The organism is Streptomyces gobiensis (assembly GCF_021216675.1).
GTDB classification, from domain to species: domain Bacteria; phylum Actinomycetota; class Actinomycetes; order Streptomycetales; family Streptomycetaceae; genus Streptomyces; species Streptomyces gobiensis.
On sequence record NZ_CP086120.1, the window covers coordinates 1,986,395 to 2,006,932 of the forward strand.

Here is a 20,538-nt window from a genome sequence, read left to right on the forward strand (position 1 = left end):
GTGGGGCGCATGTTTGACCTTGATATGGAAACCGACGACAGCCGCCGGAAGTTGATCGAAGAACGGCTGGAGGACACCAACTTACGTCTCTCTCCCGTGATGAGCGCGCTCAGCGGCACCCCGGCCGATGACGAGGAGCCGGTGCACATCTATGCCTCGGACACGAGCGGGGAACTGGCGGGCGGGCTCGTCGGCTATGCCTGGGGGCACTGGCTCCACATCGACCTGCTCTGGGTCGACAAGCGCCACCGCGGCAGCGGGCTCGGCACTCGCCTTATGGCCCGCGCGGAGGAGATCGCCCGCGAGAAGCACGGCTGTGCGCACGCCCGGGTGGAGACCTGGGCCCGCGAGCGGAGCGAGCCCAAAAGGCACTTCCAGGCACCGGACTTCTATCAGAAACTGGGCTACAGGATCGTCGGCATCGTCGAGAACTACCCACCGGGCTGCACCGATCACCTGCTGGTCAAAACGCTCAGCTGATCCGCCGCACCCCGTCCGAGGGGGCCGCCGGGAAGATGCGCGGGGCACGGTGACCGGCCTTGCTGAAGGCGGTGGTTACCGCGTCGCTGACCCGGTCCGCCGTCGCTTCCCCGGCCAGCACGATCGCGGAGCCGCCGAAGCCGCCGCCGGTCATCCGGGCGCCCAGCGCGCCCGTCTCGTTCGCCGTTTCGACGGCCAGGTCCAGCTCCGGGCAGGAGACCGCGAAGTCATCGCGCAGCGAGGCATGTCCGGCCGTGAGGAGCGGGCCGATGGCACGCGGGCGGCCCGTGTCGAGAAGTGAGATGACTTCCTCCACCCGGTGGTTCTCGGTGACCACATGACGCACGAGGCGCCGCATTACCTTCTCGTCGATTCGCCTCAGGGCAATATCGAGGTCGTCGTATGCTACTTCGCGCAGCGCGCGCACGCCGAGTACCCGCGCGCCCGCCTCGCAAGCGGCGCGCCGTTTCGCGTATGCGCCATCGCCCAGTGCGTGCTGGACACGGGTGTCGACGACGAGCAGCCGCAGCCCTTCGGCGGCGAGATCGAAGGGGACTTGGCGCTGGCTCAGATCGCGGGTGTCGAGACGCAGTACGTGCCCCGCGACGCAGCAGGCGGCGGCCATCTGGTCCATGATCCCGCAGGGCACGCCGACGTAGCTGTTCTCGGCGCGCTGGCAGAGCCGGGCCAGCGCCGGTCGGGGAAGTTCCAGCTCATAGAGGTCGTTCAGCGCGGCCGCCGTGGCGACCTCCAGGGCGGCCGAGGAGGAGAGGCCGGCGCCGACCGGCACCGTCGAATCGAAGTGCAGCTCCGCGCCGCCCACGCGGTGCCCCGCCTGGCGCAGCGCCCACAGCACACCCTCCGGATACACGGTCCAGCCGCCCACCGGCACGCTTGAGCTCAGCCTCAGCTCGCCATCGCCGCGCCGGGCGGCGGTAACCCGCGTCGTCTGCGGCAGGGCGAGCGGCAGCACCAAGCCGTCGTTGTAGTCGGTGTGTTCCCCGATGAGGTTGACCCGGCCCGGTGCGGCCCAGCTCCCGGCGGCGGTCACCTCGCGCCCTGCGGCACGCTCACTGGCTCGCTACCTCTCGCAGTCGGCCGGCCGCCGCCTCGGGCAGCACATCATTGACGAAGGCGTCCATCCCGGATTCCGAGCCCGCGAGAAACTTCAGCTTCTCCGGGGTGCGGCGGATCGTGAACAGCTCCAGACGCAGCGCGAACTCCGCGCGCCCCGCGATCCCGAACGGCGCCTGATGCCAGGCGGCGATATACGGGGTCGGCGGGGCATCCAGGCCGAAGATCCGGTCAAACCGGCGCAGGAGTTCCAGATAGACCCGGGTGAACTCCCCACGCGCGTCCTCGGAAAGGGCGAGCAGGTCCGGCACCCGGTGCTTGGGGTAGAGGTGCACCTCGTAGGGCCAGTGCGCGGCGTAGGGGACGAAGGCCGTCCAGTGCTCGGCGTCGAGGACGATCCGACGGCCGTCCGTGCGCTCCGCCGCGATGACGGTGTCGAAGAGGTTGGAGCCGGTCCGCTTCCGGTGCGCGGCGGCCGAACGCAGGATCCGTGTGGTGCGTGGGGTGATGAAGGGGTAGGCGTAGATCTGGCCGTGTGGATGGGCGAGGGTGACGCCGGTCTCCGCGCCACGGTTCTCAAAGCAGAACACCTGCTGGACACCGGGGAACGTGGAGAGCTCGGCGGTACGGTCGGTCCAGGCGGCCAGCACCAGTGCCGCCTGCTCCTCGCTGAGGTCGGCGAAGGACGCGTTGTGGTCAGCGGTGAAGCAGACGACCTCACAGCGGCCCGTATCGCCCGCGAAGGACGGGAAGCGATTCTCAAAGACGACGACGTCATAACCGCTGGCCGGGATCTCGCTGAGCCGCCCTTCCCGGGAGGGGCACAGCGGGCACTGCTGGGCCGGTGGGTGGTGGGTACGTCCCTGGCGGTGGGTGGTGATCGAGACCCATGCCTCGCGTAGTGGATCGAAGCGGGTCTCCACACGGACGGCGACCGGGTCGAGCGGCCGCTGGTCGAGTGCGTCGCGGACGACGTCCTCCCGCGCGTCGTAGTAGATGAGCTCACGGCCGTCAGCGAGCCGGGTCGAAGTCTTCTTCACGGGGCGTCCTCACCCTGCCGTTCACAAGCATGCCGTTCACCGGCATGTCGCTCGTTACCGTGCTATTCAAACAGGACCGGACACAATGAAGCAGAGCACCACACCACGCCCGGGTCAGCGAGTTGGGTCATCCGTCCCGGCCCGGTCCAGCAGTCCCGTCCGTGCCGCAAGCGCGGCGGCCTCCAGCCGGGAGCCGACCCCGAGCTTCACCAGGACCCGCTGGACATGTGTCCGTGCGGTGCTCGACGCGATGCCCATACCGAGGGCGATCAGCCGGGTGTCCTCCCCCTCCGCCACCCGGACCAGCACCTCGGCCTCACGGGGCGTCAGGATCCGGAGCAGCCTCGCCCCCTCATCGTCCGGCTCGGTGGCCGGGTTGAGCAGTTCCTCGAAGGCGTCGCGCAACAGCTGCGGGGCTACCGCGGCTTCACCGGACCGCGCCTTGACCATGGCCCGTTCAACGCCCTCGATACGCTCGTCGTGCCGCACATAGCCACAGGCCCCGGCCGCGAAGGCGGCCGCGATGCCACGCGGGCTCGGCACCGGACCCAGCACCACGACCGCGACCTGCGGACGCTCCCGCTTGATCTTCGCAATGGGGTCAAACGCCCCCGGCTCGGCGGGTGCGGCCGTACCCCACAGACACACCTCGGGCGCCCTGTTCACCACAAGCTCTCCCGCCCCCACGGTGGGCGCGGCGGAGGCGATCACCCGGTGTCCTCGCAGCTTCAGCGCCGAGGCCAGTGCCTCCGCCAGCAACCGGTGATCGTCCACCACCATGAGCCGCACGCTCATCCAGCCCCCTGTTGTCTCCCTACGGCCCTCAACCCCCTGAGCCTGGGCCCTGCTGCCCCCGGAAGCTACACGCTTGTTCGACGTTACGCGCCCCGTACCGTCCAAATACCCGTGGAATACCCAAAACCCCCCTCGCTCAGGGCGGCGTGCGCGTATACGCCGAAGGGCCGGGTGAGCGGCGTGCCCACCCGGCCCTTCGGCTATGCGCCACAGCGTTCCGGAACTCCCAGAACTCACTGAACTTAGCTGAAGACCACGATTTCGTAGTCATCGGGGTTCGGATCCTGCCGCGCCCGCTCCGCCACGAGGACAAGCGCGCCCTTGTGCCAGAAGGGCCGGCCGTTGCCGAACCGGGCCGTCCGGGAGAGCTGCTTCTCTTCCGCGGGGAGCCTCATGTACTGGCTCGCCTTACCGCTCTTGACGTCGAGGGCCATGATGGATCCGCTGCCGGTAAGGCCGTTCTCGTAGGTCAGCAGCTTGCCGTCGTAGATGGCCAGCGGAGAGGTCGAGTAGCCGTTGTCCGCCTCCGAGGACCACTTCACCTTGCCGGTGTCCAGGTCAAAGGCCACGATCTCATTGATCCGGCTGGTGGGGCCGCCCGGGTGCATTTGGGTCGCCGTGTACAGCGCGTTGCTGTCCTTGTCGGCGATGGCGTTGAAGCAACTCGACGGGCCGATGTCGGAGCACTGCAGCTCGAATCGCTCCTGCTCGTCAAAGTTGAACTTCTGCTTGACCCGTGCCGTCTTGCCGCTGACCGACAGGACCATGATGTCGTCGGCCCGGGAGCTGTAGCCGCCCGCCGATACGGCCACGACCAGGGGATCCGTCGACAGCACCCGCTTGATCTCGACACCCTGGGGAGCCTTCCACTCCCACTTCTTGTCGCCCTTCTCCGTCAGCGACTGAAGCCGGGAGCTGGTCTCGGTGGAGCCCAGCGGTCTGCACTCCTGCATGGAGAGGAACTCCGCACCACCGATGTACGCGCGGTCATTGCAGGTCTGCCGTTCCTGCGGTGCCTCCCAGAGCAGCTTGCCGTCGTCGACCTGGTAGGCGGCCGCGCCGCCGATCCAGGCGACCCCGGCGATATCGCCGTTCATCGCGGCGTAGGGGCTTCGCACCTTTGGATCGTCCTCGCCGTCTCTGGCGGGCAGGTCCTTCTGCCAGTCGGGCTCGCCCTCGAGGAGGTCGATGAGCATGACCTTCTCGCACATGCGGCCCCACACGATGAAGGCCTTGTCCTTGACGGTCTGCTGGGCGGCCGTGCAGTCCCTCGCACGTGGCGCCGGGATCTCCCAGTCCTGCTTGCCGGTCTTCATGTTGTAGGCGACGACCGACTTGACCGAGTACTTGATGACGTTGTCACCGGCGAACCATGTGCCGGGCACATTCAGGGAGCGTTCATCCACCACCGGCTGTGCGGGCTGCTTCCAGGTGACCTCGGCCTTCTCCCTGGGCTTGGGTTCATCCCCGCCCGTACCGTTGTCGCTTGACCCCTTGTTGTCGCCCTTTGCCTCGTCCTTGTCGTCGCCGCTCTGGGTGAAGAGGAAGACGCCTCCGACCGCGATCAGCGCCACGGCGACAACGGAGGCGAGGACGATCAAAAGCTTCTTGTTCCCGGACCCGCCGCCCGGCGGCTGAGTACCGGCGGCGGGCATGGGGTAGGTCGGCTGCTGATGGTACGGACCCAGCTGGCCATAGGGGTGGGGCTGCTGACCGTACGGGCCGGGCTGACCGTAGGGCCCGGGAGGCTGCTGACCCGGGTAGCCATAGCCGCCCTGGGGCGGCGTCGGAGGCTGGCCCGGCGGCTGGCCCGTGGGCTGGCCGGGAGCCTGCGGATAGCCGTAGCCACCCTGCGGAGGCTGGCCCGGCGGCTGATTCGGCGGCGGAGGGGGCTGCGACATGGAATTCCTTCTTCACGCGCGGACCGATTGCCCCTGCCCCTCAAACCCCCGTAGGGAAGAGCGAATCGGACATTTGGCCCGCCAATTTCAAGACAACTCAATGGCAGTTGAGCGATGCCCTTTGTATCACCGGACATCCACCGCGGGCGGGCCGGTTCCCAGCCGGACGTATCAGCTGAGACCGGCCCGGAATACCGCCGTTACCCGCTGTCCGTGCGTTCGCGATCCGCGCGCTACTCCGCCTCGGCCAGCTCCAGCCAGCGCATCTCCAGCTCTTCCTGCTGCTGAGCCAGCTCCCGCAGCTGAGCGTCGAGCTTCGCCACCCGCTCGAAGTCGGTGGCGTTCTCGGCCATCTCCGCATGGACCTTCGTCTGTTTTTCGCCGATACGGTCCAACTGCCGCTCGATGCGCTGAAGCTCCTTTTGCGCCGCCCGGGAAACGGCCGCGGGCTTGGCGGGTTTCGCCGCCGCCGGGGCCGACGGGGCCGCGGGCGCCGGAACCGCTGCCTCCCGCTGCCGGGCCCGGCGCTCCAGATACTCATCGATCCCCCGCGGCAGCATCCGCAGCGTCGCATCGCCGAGCAGCGCGAGAATACGGTCCGTGGTGCGCTCTATGAAGTACCGGTCATGGCTGATGACGACCAGCGAGCCCGGCCAGCCGTCCAGCAGATCCTCCAGCTGGGTCAGCGTCTCAATGTCCAGATCGTTGGTCGGCTCATCGAGGAAGAGCACATTCGGCTCGTCCATCAGCAGCCGCAGGATCTGCAACCGCCGACGCTCCCCACCGGACAGATCACCGACCGGTGTCCACTGCTTCTCCTTCACAAAGCCAAAGCGCTCACACAGCTGCGAGGCGGTCATCTCCCGGCCCTTGCCCAGGTCAACCCGTGAGCGCACCTGCTCAACGGCCTCCAACACCCGGCACTTGGGGTCGAGCTCGGCGACCTCCTGGGAGAGATAGGCCAGCTTCACCGTCCGGCCGACCTTGATCTGCCCGCCCGCAGGCTGCGTCTCGCCCTGGCTGCGGGCCGCGTCCGCGAGGGCACGCAGCAGCGAGGTCTTGCCGGCGCCGTTGACACCGACCAGCCCGATACGGTCACCGGGCCCGAGCTGCCAGGTCAGATGCTTCAGCAGCACCTTGGGGCCCGCCTGGACGGTGACGTCTTCCAGCTCGAAGACCGTCTTTCCCAGCCGGGAGTTGGCGAAGCGCATCAGCTCGGCGGTGTCCCGTGGCGGCGGCTCGCTCGCGATCAGCTCATTGGCCGCCTCGATACGGAAGCGGGGCTTGCTGGTCCGCGCGGGGGCCCCGCGGCGCAGCCAGGCCAGCTCCTTGCGCATCAGGTTCTGCCGCTTGGCCTCCTCGGTGGCGGCGATCCGCTCCCGCTCGGCCCGGGCGAAGACGTAGTCGCTGTACCCGCCCTCGTACTCATGGACGGTCCCGCCCTGCACATCCCACATCCGGGTGCAGACCTGATCCAGGAACCATCGGTCGTGCGTCACACAGACCAGCGCCGAGCGGCGCGCCCGCAGATGCGCCGCCAGCCAGGCGATGCCCTCCACATCCAGGTGGTTGGTGGGCTCGTCCAGCACGATCAGATCCTGCTCGGCGATCAGCAGCTTGGCGAGCGCGATCCGCCGCCGCTCACCACCGGAGAGCGGCCCGATGACGGTATCCAGTCCCTGCGGGAAGCCGGGCAGATCGAGACCGCCGAAGAGTCCGGTCAGCACATCGCGGATCTTCGCCTCGCCCGCCCACTCATGGTCGGCCATGTCCCCGACCACCTCGTGCCGCACGGTCGCCCCGGGATCGAGCGAGTCATGCTGGGTGAGCACTCCCAGCCGCAGCCCCCCGGAGTGCGTCACCCGCCCCGTATCGGCGGGCTCGAGCCGGGCCAGGATCCGGATGAGGGTGGTCTTGCCATCCCCGTTGCGGCCGACGACACCGACACGGTCGCCTTCGTTCACCCCGAGAGAGATGCCGTCGAGCAGCGTGCGCAGGGCGTACGCCTTGCTGACGGCTTCCAGATTGACGAGGTTGACGGCCATAGGGCTCCTCTGACGCGGGCTGATCAGCAGCCAAGCCTAGTGGGCCGCACTCCCGTAGCCGTACGGATACGAGGGGTCATCGAACGGCCGCCTCCCCCCCAAGGCCGCCGGGGGGAGGCGCGAGGCGCCGTCAGGAAGGGACGGGCACCGGCCGGGTCAGCCCGCGTTGAGGATCTGGGCCACGACCGGCCCCGCGTTCTTGCCGCCGTGGCCGGAGTCCGGGATGACCGCTGCGGCCGCGAGGTCGCCGCGGTAGGCGATGAACCAGGCGTTCGGCTTCTTCTGCCCGTCGACCTCCGCGGAGCCGGTCTTCGCGCCCTTGTCGCCGCTCACCGAGGCCATCGCCTCGGCCGCGGTGCCGCTGGTCGCGGTGAGCTGCATCAGGGAGCGCAGATCCTGGGCGGTCGCCGGGGACATGGTGCGCGGTGCCTTGGCGAGGGTGCGGTTGTCCAGCGACGGTGCCACGATCACCGGCTGCTTGAAGGTGCCGTCCTTGACCGTCGCCGCCACCGAGGCCATCGTCAGCGGGTTCATCCGGACCGCGCCCTGGCCGATCAGCGAGGCGGCCATCTGGGCGTCGGACTGCACCGGCACCCTGCCGTCGAAGGTTCCGGCGCCCACCTGCCAGTTGAGGCCGAGGCCGAAGACGTCCCGGGCCTGCTTGGTGAGGTCGTCATCCTTCAGCTCGGGCGCCTGGCTGATGAAGGCGGTGTTGCAGGAGGCGGCGAAGCTCTGCGCGAAGGTGCCGTTCTTGATCTCGAACTTGTCGAGGTTCTGGAACTTCCAGCCGCCGTGGGTGAAGTACTTCGGGCAGGGGTGGGACGCGTTGGTTTTCGCCAGTCCCTTCTCCAGCAGCATCGACGCGCTGACGACCTTCCAGGTCGAGCCGGGCGCCAGCGAGCCGCGGAGCGCGGAGTTGAAGCCGGTGGCCGGGGCGTTGGCGATGGCCAGGATCTCCCCGGTGCTCGGCTTGATGGCGACCGCGGACCCCTTCTTCTTACCCTTCAGTGCCTTCATCGCGGACTTCTGGAGCTCCGCGTCCAGGGTGGTCTTCAGGGTGCCCGGGGTGCCCTCGGAGAGCTTGAGCAGTGTCTCGCCGTCTTTGCCGTCCTTGCCGACGACGCGGGTCTCGACGCCCGGCTTGCCGTCGGTCTTGTCGGCGTACCGCTTGCGCAGATCGGCCAGGACCGCGTCCAGCTCCGGGTACTCGTCCTTGGTCAGCTCGGTGCCGTTGCGGTCCACCGCCTTGACCGGCGGGTCACCGGAGGCGTCGGTGACGATGGTCTCGCCGTCGCCCAGCTTGGGGTGCAGCACGGTGGACTGCCACTGGACGAGGGGCTTGCCATCGGTCTCGTCCCGTACGACGGTCAGCGCGGAGTCGTAGGTCCATGCGGAGCTCTGCTCCTCGTAGGTGAGCCGCGTCGTCACCTTGAAAGGGACTTTCGTCCCCGAAGGAGTGCCTTCCGTCAGCCGGATCTGCGAGGCGCGGCCATCCTTCTGGAAGCTGGTCAGCGCCTTGGCGGCGGCCGTCTCGTCATCGGTGAGGGCGGCGGCCCCGGCAGTGTCACCGTCCTGCCAGGCGGTGAGAAATTCCTTGGCGGTCGCCTGCACTTCCGCCGCGCTCGGCGGACCGGTTTCGACGGCCTTTTCCGGCTTTTCGCTTTCTTCGGGGGCGGCCACCGACGTCTCGTCCGTGCCGCCGTCCACGCCCTCGTCGCTGTTCCCCACCAGGGCGTACGCCCCGAATCCGGCGGCTCCCACCACCGCGGCGCAGACAGCGCCGATTACCGCCATCTTCTGACCGTCACGCATAAGACTTCTTGACCCTCCACCCCGCCCCGGCTGCGGCGCCAGGGACCTGTTCGACGCACCCTAGAGCACAAATGTGACGTGAGTCAGATCCACGTGTCGAACCACATACGGGCCCGCCACTGGTCCATGGAAATCTCCTCAGCCGTATAAATCGGCCAGAAGTAGATGAAGTTCCATACGACCAGCAGCACCAGCACCCCCGCGGTAACCAGGCCGATGGCCCGGCGTCGCTCCGTCGACCCCGGCGGACCGGCGATCGCGCCGAGCAGCATCGCTACCGCGAGGCACAGGAACGGCACAAAGACGACCGCGTAGAAGAAGAAGATCGTGCGCTCCTGGTAGAGGAACCACGGCAGGTAGCCCGCCGCCACGGCGCACACAATCGCCCCGGCCCGCCAGTCCCGGCGCAGGGCCCAGCGGTAGAGCACGTAGACCAGCGCGGCGCAGCCCAGCCACCACAGCAGCGGGGTGCCCAGCGCCAGCACCTCACGGGCGCAGCCGCTCTGTTCCAGACAGCCTTTCTCGCCGAGTTCCCGGGACTCGTAGAAGTAGGAGACCGGGCGTCCGCCGACCAGCCAGCTCCAGGGGTTGGACTGGTAGGCGTGGTGGGAGGTCAGCCCGACATGGAAGTTGTAGACCTCGGACTCGTAGTGCCACAGACTGCGCAGCGGGCCGGGGACCCAGCTCCACGCGCTGCCCGCGCCGTCCTTCTGCGCCCAGTCCCGGAAGTAACCGCCCCGGGTGACGAACCAGCCGGTCCAGGAGACGACATAGGTGACGACGGCGACCGGTACAAGGGAGAGGAAGGCCGGGACCGAGTCGCGGCGCAGCATGGCCAGAAGTGGCCGCCGGGCTCCGGCGGTGCGGCGGGCGCCCATGTCCCACAGCACGGTGAGAACGCCGAAGGCGGCGAGGATGTAGAGGCCGTTCCACTTGGTGCCGATGGCCAGTCCGAGGCAGAGCCCGGCGGCGAGCCGCCAGGGCCGCAGGCCGAGCGGGACGCGGCCCGCGACGGTGGCGTCGGGTTGGTCGCCGGGCAGTGCGGCGGCGAGCCGCGCCCGGGATCTGTCGCGGTCGATCAGCAGACAGCCGAAGGCGGCCAGGACGAAGAACATCAGCACCAGGTCGAGCAGCGCGGTGCGGCTCATCACAAAGTGCAGTCCGTCGACGGCCAGCAGCGCGCCCGCGAGGCAGCCGAGCGCGGTGGAGCGCAGGAGGCGGCGGCCGATCCGGCAGAGCATCAGCACCGAGAGCGTGCCGAGCAGGGCGACCATGAAGCGCCAGCCGAAGGGGGTGAGGCCGAAGAAGTACTCACCTACGGCGATGATCCACTTGCCGACGGGCGGGTGCACGACATAGGAGGCCGCGTCGCTCAGCGGGGCGCTGCCGGGGTCCGCCAGGATCTGCTCATTGGCGCCGTCCGGCCAGGTGCCCTCGTAACCCTGCCGCAGCAGCGCCCAGGCGTCCTTGGCGTAGTACGTCTCGTCGAATATCACCGCATGCGGTGAGCCCAGCCGCCAGAAACGCAGGATTCCGGCGAAGAGCGCGATCAGCACGGGGCCGCCCCAGCTGGCCCACCGCGGCTGAAGGCCGAGGGCCGACCAGGGGCGGCGGGCGGGGGCCGGATACGACGGCACGAGCCGGTCCCGCACCGTGGTCCGTGGCGGGGCCACATAGCCGTAGCGGCGCAGCCGCCCCTGCCAGGAGGGCGGCTGTTCCTCCAGATCGTCCCCTCGCTGGGCTGGATTCGCCGTCGGCACGGTGTCACTGCTCACGCGGGCCATCGTAGGCAACAGCCCTGTACGCCTGAACCAGCGTGGCCTTCGCCGAGGCGGTCGCTCGCTGCCGGGCCTGCGAGGATGGGGCCGTGACCGGAACGCTCGTACTCGCAGGCACGCCCATCGGTGATATCGCCGACGCTCCACCACGGCTCGTCGCCGAGCTGGCCGCGGCGGACATCGTCGCCGCGGAGGACACCCGGCGCCTGCGTCGTCTGACGCAGGCGCTGGATGTACGTACCTCCGGGCGTGTTGTGTCGTACTTCGAGGGGAACGAGGCCGCCCGTACGCCCGAGCTCGCCGACGCGCTTGCCGAGGGGGCCCGGGTGCTGCTGGTCACGGATGCCGGGATGCCCTCCGTGTCGGATCCCGGCTATCGGCTGGTCGCGGCCGCCGTGGAGCGGGGGATCCGGGTCACGGCCGTGCCGGGGCCATCCGCCGTACTGACCGCGCTCGCGCTCTCCGGGCTGCCCGTTGACCGCTTCTGCTTCGAGGGCTTCCTGCCGCGCAAGCGGGGTGAGCGGCTGGCGCGGCTGCGGGAGGAGGCCGGGGAGCGGCGCACGCTGGTCTATTTCGAGGCCCCGCACCGGCTGGCGGCGACGCTGGCCGCGATGGCGGAGGTGTTCGGTGCGGAGCGCCGGGCGGCCGTCTGCCGGGAGCTGACCAAGACCTATGAGGAGGTCAAGCGGGGGCCGCTGGCCGAGCTGGCCGCCTGGGCGGCTGAGGGGGTACGCGGCGAGATCACCATTGTCGTCGAGGGCGCCGCTCCGCCTGCCCCTCAGTCGCTGGACGCCGCTGAGCTGGCCCGTCGGGTCGCGGTGCGCGAGGAGGCCGGTGAGCGCCGCAAGGAGGCCATCGCCGCGGTGGCCCAGGACGCGGGGCTGCCCAAGCGCGAGGTATTCGACGCGGTGGTGGCGGAAAAGCAGAGGTAAAAGGCAGTTGCCGCCAAACCTACTTTGGGGTAAAGGGCTAAGCTCGAAGGCAACGCCTCTCCATGGTGATCAGCGCCTTTCCCTGTCCAGGCACCAAATCTGCCCCAATAAACAGGAAGGGCCGCTGCCTTTTCCGCCGTAAGGGCGTCCACTGGTAGTGGAAGGAGGTGCCATGAAGGACACCGAGGGCACCCACGGGCACACAATGGCTACGACGGCTCACGAGGCGTACGCCTTCGCTTGTCTGCACTGCGGGCACGCCTGGGAGCAGGCGTACGAGATAGAGCACCATGTCGACAACAACAACAGGCCGTTTATCCTCTACTTCGCTGATGGGGAGCGCGTTCCCTCTCCGCTGACCCGCCTCACCTGCCTCAATTGCGGTGAGCACAACGTCCGTATCATGCGCGCCGGCCGGGCCAACGCCGCGCTCTCCGCGCAGGCCGCCCAGCGGCGCTCGCCCCACCCCTGACACGTTCCCCAGGCAGCCGATCTAGGATCGCGCACATGCCGAACCCAGAACGGTCAGCACAGCCCGCGCCGCCGCTTCCCGTACCGCTCGATGTGGCGGTCGCCGATTCCCATACGCACCTCGATATGCAGAATTCATCCGTCGAGGAAGCGCTGGAGAAGGCGGCCGCCGTCGGCGTATCCACGGTGATCCAGATCGGTTGCGATCTGGCGCGCGCCCACTGGGCGGCCGAGGTCGCCGCCGAACACCCCACGGTATGGGCCGCGGTGGCCCTGCATCCCAATGAGGCGCCACGGATCGCGCTGGATGAGGGCCAGCAGGCCCTGGACGCGGCGCTGGACGGCATCGCGAAGCTCGCCGCGCTGCCGCAGGTGCTCGCGGTCGGCGAAACCGGGCTCGACTACTTCCGTACGGGGCCGGAGGGCGTCGCCGTCCAGCAGGACTCCTTCCGACGCCATATCGCCCTCGCCAAGGAACTCGGCAAGGCGCTGGTCATCCACGACCGGGACGCCCATGACGACGTCCTGCGCATCCTCGATGAGGAGGGCGCGCCCGAGCGCACCGTCTTCCACTGCTTCTCCGGCGACGCCGCGATGGCCAAGGTCTGCGCGGCCAGGGGCTACTACATGTCCTTCGCGGGGAACGTCACCTTCAAGAACGCCCAGCCGCTGCGTGACGCCCTCGCCGTCGCTCCGCCGGAGCTGCTGCTGGTGGAGACCGACGCGCCGTTCCTGACCCCCGCGCCGTACCGCGGACGGCCTAATGCGCCATATCTGATTCCGGTCACATTGCGGGCGATGGCTCAGACGAAGCAGCTGGACGAAGACGTGCTGGCAGAGCACGTCGCGACCAATACGGCACGCGCGTTCGGCTACTGACACCCGGTCGCCCCGACGGCTGAACAGCGGCGACATAGCCACCCTCCGTAGTCATACAACTTTGGAGAGTGACAAAACTCCGCTAAGGTCCCGGCCCGCATCCGCCGGACCGCTTGGAGTGCGTCGTGAGCCATTCACACAGGAGTCACCGCGCCGCGCGCGGCAGCCGCCGCGCCCGCTCCGCAGCCCCGCCCCCACCCCCGCCCCCATTCCCATTCCCGCCCGTACCAGCACCGTATGAGGCATACCTGCCCTATGAGGTGCATGAGGCGTACAAGCTGTATGAAGCGCCCTATGAGCGCGACCCGTACGACACCTACCAGCCCTCCTACGAGCCCCGGCTGCCCCGCCAGCCCAGCCGGGCAAGCACGGCCGCACTGGGACTTACCCCCACACCCCCCGCACCCGTCCCCACACCCGCACCAGTCCCAGCCCCGGCCCCTGGTGGCCGGGCGGCCGCCCGCCGGGCCGCCCACGCCAAGCGCGCTGCCGACCGCCCCGAGCTGCTGCGCAAGCTGCTGCCGCAGGCGCTGGTGGTGGCCTTTCTGGCGGGTGGCACCACGGCCTTCGTCGCCCAGGACAAGGCCGTCAAGCTCACCGTCGACGGCAAGCCGACGACCCTGCGCACCTTCGCGAACAGTGTCGCCGACCTGCTGGAGGACGAGGGTGTGGAGGTCGGCCGGCATGATGCCGTCGCCCCCGCCGCCCATGAGCGGCTGGCCCACGGTGACCGGGTCGCCGTACGCTACGGCCGCCCCCTCATCCTCACCCTGGACGGCCGCCGCCAGCGGGTGTGGACCACCGAACGCACCGTCGAGGCCGCACTGCGCCAGCTCGGAGTGCGTGCCCAGGGCGCCTATCTGTCCGTCCCCCGCAGCCGCCCCATCGGCCGGGCGGGCCTGGAGCTGGTGGTGCGCACCGAGCGCAGCGTCACCTTCCTCGCCGACGGCCGCGAGCATACGGTCCGTACCAACGCCGCCACCGTCCGCGAGGCCATGGCACAGGCGGGCGTCCGGCTGCGGAACCAGGACACCACTTCGACACAGCTGGACGCCTTTCCACGGGACGGCGAGGTGATCTCCGTACGGCGGATCACCGCCAACAAGAAGATCCGCGAGGAGCAGATCCCGTTCACCACCGAGCGCCACCAGAATCCGCATCTCTTCCAGGGCACCGAGGTCGTGGAGCGGCCCGGCAGCCACGGCATCAGACGGGTCACCTACGAACTGCGTACCGTCGACGGGGTCAGACAGAAACCCCGGCAGCTGGAGGCCAGGATGGTACGAAGGCCCGAGGCGCAGATCATCAAGGTCGGCACCAAGTCGCCGCCCGAGTCGGTGAGCGGCGCCGACCATCTCAACTGGGACGCCCTGGCCCGCTGTGAGTCCGGCGGCCGGACGAACCACGTGGACGACTCCGGGACATATGGCGGGCTGTACCAGTTCGACACCCACACCTGGCAGGCGCTCGGCGGCAAGGGACGACCGCAGGACGCACCCGCCGCTGAGCAGACCTACCGGGCCAAGAAGCTCTATGTGCAGCGGGGGGCGAGCCCCTGGCCGGTATGCGGCCGTAAACTGCACCAGTGAGCGCAGCCCCCGATCCCCTCCTCGGCCCCGCCGACATCCGCGAGCTGGCCGCCACGCTGGGGGTACGCCCCACCAAGCAGCGCGGTCAGAACTTCGTCATCGACGCCAATACGGTCCGCCGGATCGTACGGACCGCGCAGGTGCGGCCCGACGATGTGGTCGTCGAGATCGGTCCGGGCCTTGGCTCGCTGACCCTCGCACTGCTGGAGACCGCTCGGTGGGTGACGGCCATCGAGATCGACGATGTGCTCGCCGCCGCTCTCCCGGCGACCGTGGCCGCCCGGCTTCCCGAGCGCGCGGACCACTTCGCGCTCGTTCACGCCGACGCCATGCAGGTGGACAGCCTCCCCGGCCCCGCCCCCACCGCGCTGGTCGCGAACCTTCCCTACAACGTCGCGGTGCCGGTCCTGCTGCATATGCTCGCGGCCTTCCCCAGCATCGAACGCACCCTGGTCATGGTCCAGTCCGAGGTCGCCGACCGGCTCGCCGCCGCCCCCGGCTCCAAGGTCTACGGCGTGCCGTCGGTCAAGGCCAACTGGTACGCGGAGGTGAAGCGGGCCGGGGCCATCGGCCGCAGCGTCTTCTGGCCCGCTCCCAATGTGGACTCCGGCCTGGTCTCCCTGGTCCGCCACGATCCGCCGAAGACGAGCGCCACCCGCGCCGAGGTCTTCGCGGTCGTCGACGCCGCCTTCGCCCAGCGCCGTAAGACCCTGCGGGCCGCGCTGGCCGGCTGGGCGGGTTCGGCGGCGGCGGCCGAGGCCGCGCTGGTCGCCGCCGGTATCTCCCCGCAGGCCCGGGGTGAGTCCCTGACCGTCGAGGACTTCGCCGCCATCGCCGAGGCCCGCCAGTGAACCCGCCAGTGAACCCGTCAGCGAACCCTCCAGTGAGTGCTACAGCAGTGAGCGTCACAGCCCGCGTCCCCGCGAAGGTCAATGTCCAGCTGAGCGTGGGCGGACCCCGCCCCGACGGCTTCCACGACCTGGCCAATGTCTTTCTCGCCGTCGGCCTCTACGACGAGATCACCGCCACCCCGGCCAACGCGATCACCGACCCGCCCCGGCTCACCTGCTCCGGCCCGGACGCGGACCAAGTCCCGCTGGACCGTACGAACCTGGCGGTACGAGCCGCCGAACTCCTCGCCGCTCACCACGGCATCTCCCCTGCCGTCCACCTCCATATCGCCAAGGACATCCCGGTCGCGGGCGGTATGGCGGGCGGCAGCGCGGACGCGGCGGGCGCCCTGCTCGCCTGTGACGCCCTCTGGGACACCAAGACCCCCCGCGCCGAACTCCTCTCCCTCTGCGCACAGTTGGGCTCCGACGTCCCCTTCTCGCTGGTCGGCGGCGCGGCGCTGGGCCGGGGCCGGGGCGAGCTGCTGACCGAGCTTCCGGTCGGCGGCGACTTCCACTGGGTGTTCGCCGTCGCGGACGGCGGGCTCTCCACCCCGGCGGTCTACCGCGAGTTCGACCGCCTCGCCACCGGCCCGATCCCCGAGCCTGCCCCCTCTCCCGCCCTGCTGGCCGCCCTGCGCACCGGAGACCCGCACGCCCTGGCCGCCTCCCTGGCCAACGACCTGCAGCCCGCCGCCCTTTCGCTGCGCCCCGCCCTCGCCGACACCCTCGACACCGGCCGGGCGGCCGGCGCGCTGGCCACCCTGGTCTCCGGCTCCGGCCCCACCTGCGCCTTCCTCACCGAAGACGCCGACTCGGCCGCCAGCGTCGCCCGGGCCCTGCGCGCCTCGGGCACCTGCCGTACCGCCCGTACGGCCACGGGCCCCGCACCGGGAGCGGCACTGCTCAACTGAGCATCAGCGCGTAAGGCACCCGCGCAGCGCCCGTACCAGGGCCTGGGCGCGCGGGTCAGAGGTCACCGACGTCTGCAGGCCGCTGGTGACATAGCCAAAGGCGGCCCCCGCGTCCGGGTCGGCGAAGCCGAGGGAGCCGCCACGGCCCGGATGCCCGAAGGACGCCGGGGACAGCATCGGCGAGGCGGGGCCGTGCAGCATATAGCCGAGCCCGAAGCGGGTGCCCACCACCAGCACCCGGTCCGGACCGGCGGACTCCTCGGTACGGGCCTGGGTGAGGGTGGCCGGGGCGTACACCCGATGACCACCAACGCGACCGATCAGCGCCGCGTAGAACCGGGCCAGGGAACGGGCGGTGGCGATCCCCGAGGACGCCGGGAGCTCGGCGGCACGGTAGCCGGGGGCGTTCTCGTCGGGGAGCGGATCGATGGCACCGAAGGCGCGGCGGGTGAGCGAGTGCGGGTCGCGGTAGGCGTCGGAGACCGTCTGCTTGGGCCGTATTCGCAGCCCCTGGGAGGCGGGCGCGGCCGGAGTCTCCGTCTCGGCGATACGGCCCACCCGGTGCGCCTGCTCACCCGGCAGCCCGATCCACAGATCCAGCCCCAGCGGCTGGGCGACCTCGTCCGCGAACCACCGGCCGAGTGTGCGTCCCGTCACCCGGAGCACCAGCTCACCGAGCAGCCAGCTGTACGTCTGCGCGTGGTAGCCATGTGCCTCGCCCGGCTGCCAGACCGGCGCCTGGGCGGCGATGGCGCGGGGACCGCTCACCCCGTCGATGGCTTCGGCCGGAGTGAGCGGGCTGTCCAGTACCGGCAGCCCGGCCCGGTGGGTGAGGAGGTGCCGTACGAGCACCCGCTCCTTGCCGTTCGCCTTGAACTCCGGCCAGTACGTGCCGACGGGGGCGTCCAGGTCCAGCTGGCCGCGCTGGTGAAGCAGGTGGAGCACGGCGGCGGCCGGGCCCTTGGTGGCTGAGCGGATGATCTGCGCGGTGTCCTCGGCCCAGTCGGTGCCGCCCCAGAGGTCGACGACCTTGTGCCCGTCCCGGTAGACGGTCACGGCCGCACCGCGGTCACCGCGGTCCGTGAAGTTTCCCCGGAAGGCGTCCCGGACCGGCTCAAAGCCGTCCGCCACCGTGCCCTGGACGTCCACCACTGTGCTCCCGCTCCCACCGTTTTACGTCTTACGTCGCGCCGTGCACCCACCATGGTGCAGGAACCCGACCGCGGAACTGCCCGGGGGGATCCCCGGCTCAGCCAGCCGGAGCCGTCACCGACCTCGGGTCGAAGCCGAAGGGAAGCTCCAGCCGGTGCGCGTGGAGCAGTTCCGCGTCGCACAGCAGCTCCCGTGTAGGCCGGTCGGCGGCGATCACGCCATCGCTGAGGATGACCGAGCGGGAGCAGAGCTCCAGCGCGTACGGCAGATCGTGGGTGACCATCAGCACCGTGACATCCAGCGAGCGCAGGATGTCGGCCAGTTCCCGGCGCGAGGCCGGGTCGAGGTTGGAGGAGGGCTCATCCAGCACAAGGATCTCCGGGCGCATGGCGAGGACCGTAGCCACGGCCACCCGGCGGCGCTGTCCGAACGAGAGGTGGTGCGGCGGCCGGTCGGCGCAGTCCGCCATGCCGACCTGGGAGAGCGCGTCCAGCACCCGGGCCTCCAGCTCGGCACCGCGCAGCCCGCCCGCGGCCGGGCCGAAGGCGACATCCTCCCGGACAGTCGGCATAAAGAGCTGATCGTCCGGGTCCTGGAAGACGATGCCGACCCGGCGGCGGATCTCGGCGAGGTTCCCTTTGCAGACCGGCAGCCCGGCGACGGTCACGCTGCCCGCCCCGGCGGTGAGGATGCCGTTGAGGTGCAGTACGAGAGTGGTCTTCCCCGCACCGTTCGGCCCGAGCAGCGCCACCCGCTCACCACGCGGGACAGTGAGGTTGACCCCGAAGAGCGCCTGATGGCCGTCGGGGTAGGCATACGCGAGGCCGGAGACGTCGAGGGAGTTCACCGGAGTCCTTCCACAGAGAGCTGAGCGGGTCAACGCAGCCACCATCCCAGGAGACAGACCCCGAGCGCGCTGGCCGGGAGAATGGCGGCCCCCACCCACTGCGCCCGGGTCGCGGTCACCTCGTCGACGACCGGCATGGACCCGGCGTAACCACGGCTGACCATGGCGAGATGGACACGCTCACCGCGTTCGTAGGAGCGGATGAAAAGGGCACCGGCGGTCTTGGCCAGCACACCCCACTGCCGGATGCCGCGCGCCTCGAAGCCACGGGAGGCGCGGGCGATCTTCATCCGGCGCAGCTCATCCGCGATGACATCGCCATAGCGGATCATGAATGAGGCGATCTGCACGAGCAGCGGGGGCAGCTTGAGGCGTTGCAGCCCCAGCAGCAGCTCACGGATGTCGGTCGTGGCCGCGAGCAGCACGGAGGCGGCAACGCCGAGGGTGCCCTTGGCGAGGACGTTCCAGGCGCCCCACAGCCCGGACTCACTCAGCAACAGCCCAAGCCACGCAACGCGGGGACCCTCCGCGACAAACGGCAGCAGCACCGCGAAGGCAACAAACGGCACTTCAATCAGCATCCGCTTGAGAACGAAGCCAGGCGGGATACGAGCGGCCCCAGCTACCCCCACAAGAAGAAGCGCGTAGAGCCCGAACGCCCACATCGCCTCCCGTGGCGTAGAGACGACCACAAGCACAAAGCCAAAGACCCCCACGGTCTTGCAGTGCGCCGGAAGCCGGTGCACGGGCGAGTGCCCGTGCCGGTACAGCTTGTGGGCGTGCCCGGCACCCATGTCAGACCCTCTCGGTCTCGGCAGCCGTCACAGCCGACCGGCGGCGTACGACGAGGAAGACACCGGTGCCGACGGCCAGGGTCGCCCCAACGCCGATCACCCCGGCGAGCCCGACGGAGAGCCGGGCGCTGCCGACGTCCTTGACCTCGTAGTCGGCCAACGGCGAGTCAGCGAGACCGTGTTCCTTCTCCTGCTCCGCGATCCCATGATCAGCCGACACCCGCGCCAGGCCGTCCAGCTCCTCGGAGGCGTAGTAGCTGATGCCCCCCGCACACACGAGCGCGGCGGCGACCCCGGCGATCCACACACCCCAAGCAGACCGCCCAGCCCCCTTGCCAGACTCCACCCCCGCCACATCCCCAACACCCGCATCCTCAACCCCATCCGCACCCGCACCGGCACCGGCACCCGCACCCGCACCCGCACCCGCAACGCCATCCACACCCACCACCGGCGAGCTCCGCAGCACCAGCGGAGCCATCAACCCCCGGGCGCCGTAGACCAGATCCGGGCGCACCGCGAGGATCGCGCCGACCGTGAGAGCCGTGATGACCGCCTCGCCGATACCGATGGCCGTATGGACGCCGACCATCGCGGCGAAGACCTTGCCGATGGAGACATCGGCGGTGCCGCCGAGCGCGAAGAGGAAGGTGAAGACCATGGCAGACACCGGGACCGAGACCAGGGCGGCGACAAAGGCCGAGCTGGTGATCGAGCGGCGCCCCCGGGGCAGCAGCCGGACCAGCAGCCGGAAGAGCGGATAGGCGACCCCCACGGCAACCACCCCCAGCAGCGTGATGTTGATGCCCAGCGCGGTGAGGCCACCGTCGGCGAACAGCAGAGCCTGCATCAGCAGCACGACAGCCAGACACAGCACACCAGTGAAGGGTCCGACGAGTATCGCGGCCAGGGCTCCACCCATCAGATGGCCACTGGTCCCGGCGCCCACCGGGAAGGTCAGCATCTGCACGGCGAAGATGAAGGCGGCCACCAGCCCGGCCAGCGGACTGACCCGCTCCTCGAGTTCACGCCGCGCACCACGCAAGGAGACCGCGACAGCGGCTGCGGCAACCACGCCGGTCGCCACCGATACAGGGGCGTCGAAGAAACCGTCGGGGACATGCATGGCGGGCTCCGCCTCTCCG

The 20,538-nt window shown here is 69.8% G+C and carries 18 protein-coding genes; 7 read left to right on the forward strand and 11 right to left on the reverse strand.

Translation table 11 applies throughout. From position 1 onward, the window contains the following. The first annotated feature begins 9 nt into the window (after positions 1–9). Positions 10–480 (forward strand): GNAT family N-acetyltransferase, encoded by a 471-nt coding sequence (locus test1122_RS09070; protein ID WP_232268649.1) that lies wholly within the window; start codon positions 10–12, stop codon positions 478–480. On the opposite strand, the gene test1122_RS09075 is transcribed toward test1122_RS09070, so the two are convergent. From test1122_RS09075 to test1122_RS09105, 7 genes are all read right to left on the reverse strand, one after another. Beyond that, entirely contained in the window at positions 473–1,531 is a 1,059-nt protein-coding gene (locus test1122_RS09075) for a galactokinase (protein WP_232268650.1), read from the reverse strand. The genes test1122_RS09070 and test1122_RS09075 overlap by 8 nt on opposite strands. 19 nt (positions 1,532–1,550) lie before the next feature. After that, the gene (gene galT, locus test1122_RS09080) at positions 1,551–2,594 is read right to left on the reverse strand and encodes a galactose-1-phosphate uridylyltransferase (RefSeq protein WP_232268651.1); all 1,044 of its coding nucleotides are present in this window, start codon (positions 2,592–2,594) and stop codon (positions 1,551–1,553) included. A gap of 114 nt (positions 2,595–2,708) precedes the next feature. Then, the gene (locus test1122_RS09085; RefSeq protein WP_232268652.1) at positions 2,709–3,389 is read right to left on the reverse strand and encodes a response regulator transcription factor; all 681 of its coding nucleotides are present in this window, start codon (positions 3,387–3,389) and stop codon (positions 2,709–2,711) included. 242 nt (positions 3,390–3,631) lie between these two features. Continuing rightward, positions 3,632–5,290, reverse strand: coding sequence for an outer membrane protein assembly factor BamB family protein (locus test1122_RS09090; protein WP_232268653.1), 1,659 nt, complete (start codon positions 5,288–5,290; stop codon positions 3,632–3,634). Between the two features lie 233 nt (positions 5,291–5,523). Then, positions 5,524–7,335 (reverse strand): ABC-F family ATP-binding cassette domain-containing protein, encoded by a 1,812-nt coding sequence (locus tag test1122_RS09095; RefSeq protein ID WP_232268654.1) that lies wholly within the window; start codon positions 7,333–7,335, stop codon positions 5,524–5,526. A gap of 156 nt (positions 7,336–7,491) precedes the next feature. Then, the gene (locus test1122_RS09100; protein ID WP_232268655.1) at positions 7,492–9,147 is read right to left on the reverse strand and encodes a penicillin-binding transpeptidase domain-containing protein; all 1,656 of its coding nucleotides are present in this window, start codon (positions 9,145–9,147) and stop codon (positions 7,492–7,494) included. An 83-nt stretch (positions 9,148–9,230) separates the two neighbouring features. Then, a complete protein-coding gene (locus tag test1122_RS09105; RefSeq protein WP_232268656.1) occupies positions 9,231–10,931 on the reverse strand; it encodes a dolichyl-phosphate-mannose--protein mannosyltransferase in 1,701 nt (566 codons plus the stop codon). A gap of 83 nt (positions 10,932–11,014) precedes the next feature. Here test1122_RS09105 and rsmI point away from each other — a divergent pair, with 83 nt between their 5' ends. From rsmI to test1122_RS09135, 6 genes are all read left to right on the forward strand, one after another. Beyond that, entirely contained in the window at positions 11,015–11,857 is an 843-nt protein-coding gene (gene rsmI / locus test1122_RS09110) for a 16S rRNA (cytidine(1402)-2'-O)-methyltransferase (protein WP_232268657.1), read from the forward strand. A 172-nt stretch (positions 11,858–12,029) separates the two neighbouring features. After that, positions 12,030–12,329, forward strand: coding sequence for a hypothetical protein (locus tag test1122_RS09115; RefSeq protein ID WP_422396953.1), 300 nt, complete (start codon positions 12,030–12,032; stop codon positions 12,327–12,329). Between the two features lie 35 nt (positions 12,330–12,364). Next, a complete protein-coding gene (locus test1122_RS09120; RefSeq protein WP_232268658.1) occupies positions 12,365–13,207 on the forward strand; it encodes a TatD family hydrolase in 843 nt (280 codons plus the stop codon). A 125-nt stretch (positions 13,208–13,332) separates the two neighbouring features. Further along, complete coding sequence (locus tag test1122_RS09125; protein ID WP_422396954.1) at positions 13,333–14,796, forward strand: ubiquitin-like domain-containing protein; 1,464 nt, start codon at positions 13,333–13,335, stop codon at positions 14,794–14,796. Continuing rightward, entirely contained in the window at positions 14,793–15,647 is an 855-nt protein-coding gene (gene rsmA / locus test1122_RS09130; protein ID WP_232268659.1) for a 16S rRNA (adenine(1518)-N(6)/adenine(1519)-N(6))-dimethyltransferase RsmA, read from the forward strand. Before test1122_RS09125 ends, rsmA begins: the two co-directional genes overlap by 4 nt. Positions 15,648–15,694: 47 nt before the next feature. After that, positions 15,695–16,600 carry a 4-(cytidine 5'-diphospho)-2-C-methyl-D-erythritol kinase gene (locus test1122_RS09135; RefSeq protein ID WP_232268660.1) on the forward strand — a complete coding sequence of 302 codons (906 nt, stop codon included), beginning with the start codon at positions 15,695–15,697 and terminating at the stop codon, positions 16,598–16,600. 3 nt (positions 16,601–16,603) lie between these two features. Here the strand turns inward: test1122_RS09135 and test1122_RS09140 are convergent, their stop codons facing one another. From test1122_RS09140 to test1122_RS09155, 4 genes are all read right to left on the reverse strand, one after another. Next, positions 16,604–17,749: a serine hydrolase domain-containing protein gene (locus test1122_RS09140; RefSeq protein WP_232268661.1), complete on the reverse strand. Its 1,146-nt coding sequence runs from the start codon at positions 17,747–17,749 to the stop codon at positions 16,604–16,606. A 100-nt stretch (positions 17,750–17,849) separates the two neighbouring features. Beyond that, on the reverse strand, positions 17,850–18,644 hold the full coding sequence (locus test1122_RS09145) for an energy-coupling factor ABC transporter ATP-binding protein (RefSeq protein WP_422396955.1): 795 nt from the start codon (positions 18,642–18,644) through the stop codon (positions 17,850–17,852). After that, a complete protein-coding gene (gene cbiQ / locus test1122_RS09150) occupies positions 18,629–19,393 on the reverse strand; it encodes a cobalt ECF transporter T component CbiQ (RefSeq protein ID WP_232268663.1) in 765 nt (254 codons plus the stop codon). Before cbiQ ends, test1122_RS09145 begins: the two co-directional genes overlap by 16 nt. 1 nt (position 19,394) lies before the next feature. Beyond that, positions 19,395–20,519, reverse strand: coding sequence for an energy-coupling factor ABC transporter permease (locus tag test1122_RS09155; protein WP_232268664.1), 1,125 nt, complete (start codon positions 20,517–20,519; stop codon positions 19,395–19,397). Positions 20,520–20,538 lie beyond the last annotated feature (19 nt).

Coding starts and splice junctions, on each gene's coding strand:
- test1122_RS09070 (WP_232268649.1), top strand. CDS start 10: ATGTTTGACCTTGATATGGAAACCGACGACAGCCGCCGGAAGTTGATC.
- test1122_RS09085 (WP_232268652.1), bottom strand. CDS start 3,389: ATGAGCGTGCGGCTCATGGTGGTGGACGATCACCGGTTGCTGGCGGAG.
- test1122_RS09090 (WP_232268653.1), bottom strand. CDS start 5,290: ATGTCGCAGCCCCCTCCGCCGCCGAATCAGCCGCCGGGCCAGCCTCCG.
- test1122_RS09095 (WP_232268654.1), bottom strand. CDS start 7,335: ATGGCCGTCAACCTCGTCAATCTGGAAGCCGTCAGCAAGGCGTACGCC.
- test1122_RS09100 (WP_232268655.1), bottom strand. CDS start 9,147: ATGCGTGACGGTCAGAAGATGGCGGTAATCGGCGCTGTCTGCGCCGCG.
- test1122_RS09105 (WP_232268656.1), bottom strand. CDS start 10,931: ATGGCCCGCGTGAGCAGTGACACCGTGCCGACGGCGAATCCAGCCCAG.
- test1122_RS09115 (WP_422396953.1), top strand. CDS start 12,030: ATGAAGGACACCGAGGGCACCCACGGGCACACAATGGCTACGACGGCT.
- test1122_RS09120 (WP_232268658.1), top strand. CDS start 12,365: ATGCCGAACCCAGAACGGTCAGCACAGCCCGCGCCGCCGCTTCCCGTA.
- test1122_RS09145 (WP_422396955.1), bottom strand. CDS start 18,644: ATGGTGGCTGCGTTGACCCGCTCAGCTCTCTGTGGAAGGACTCCGGTG.
- cbiQ (WP_232268663.1), bottom strand. CDS start 19,393: ATGGGTGCCGGGCACGCCCACAAGCTGTACCGGCACGGGCACTCGCCC.
- test1122_RS09155 (WP_232268664.1), bottom strand. CDS start 20,519: ATGCATGTCCCCGACGGTTTCTTCGACGCCCCTGTATCGGTGGCGACC.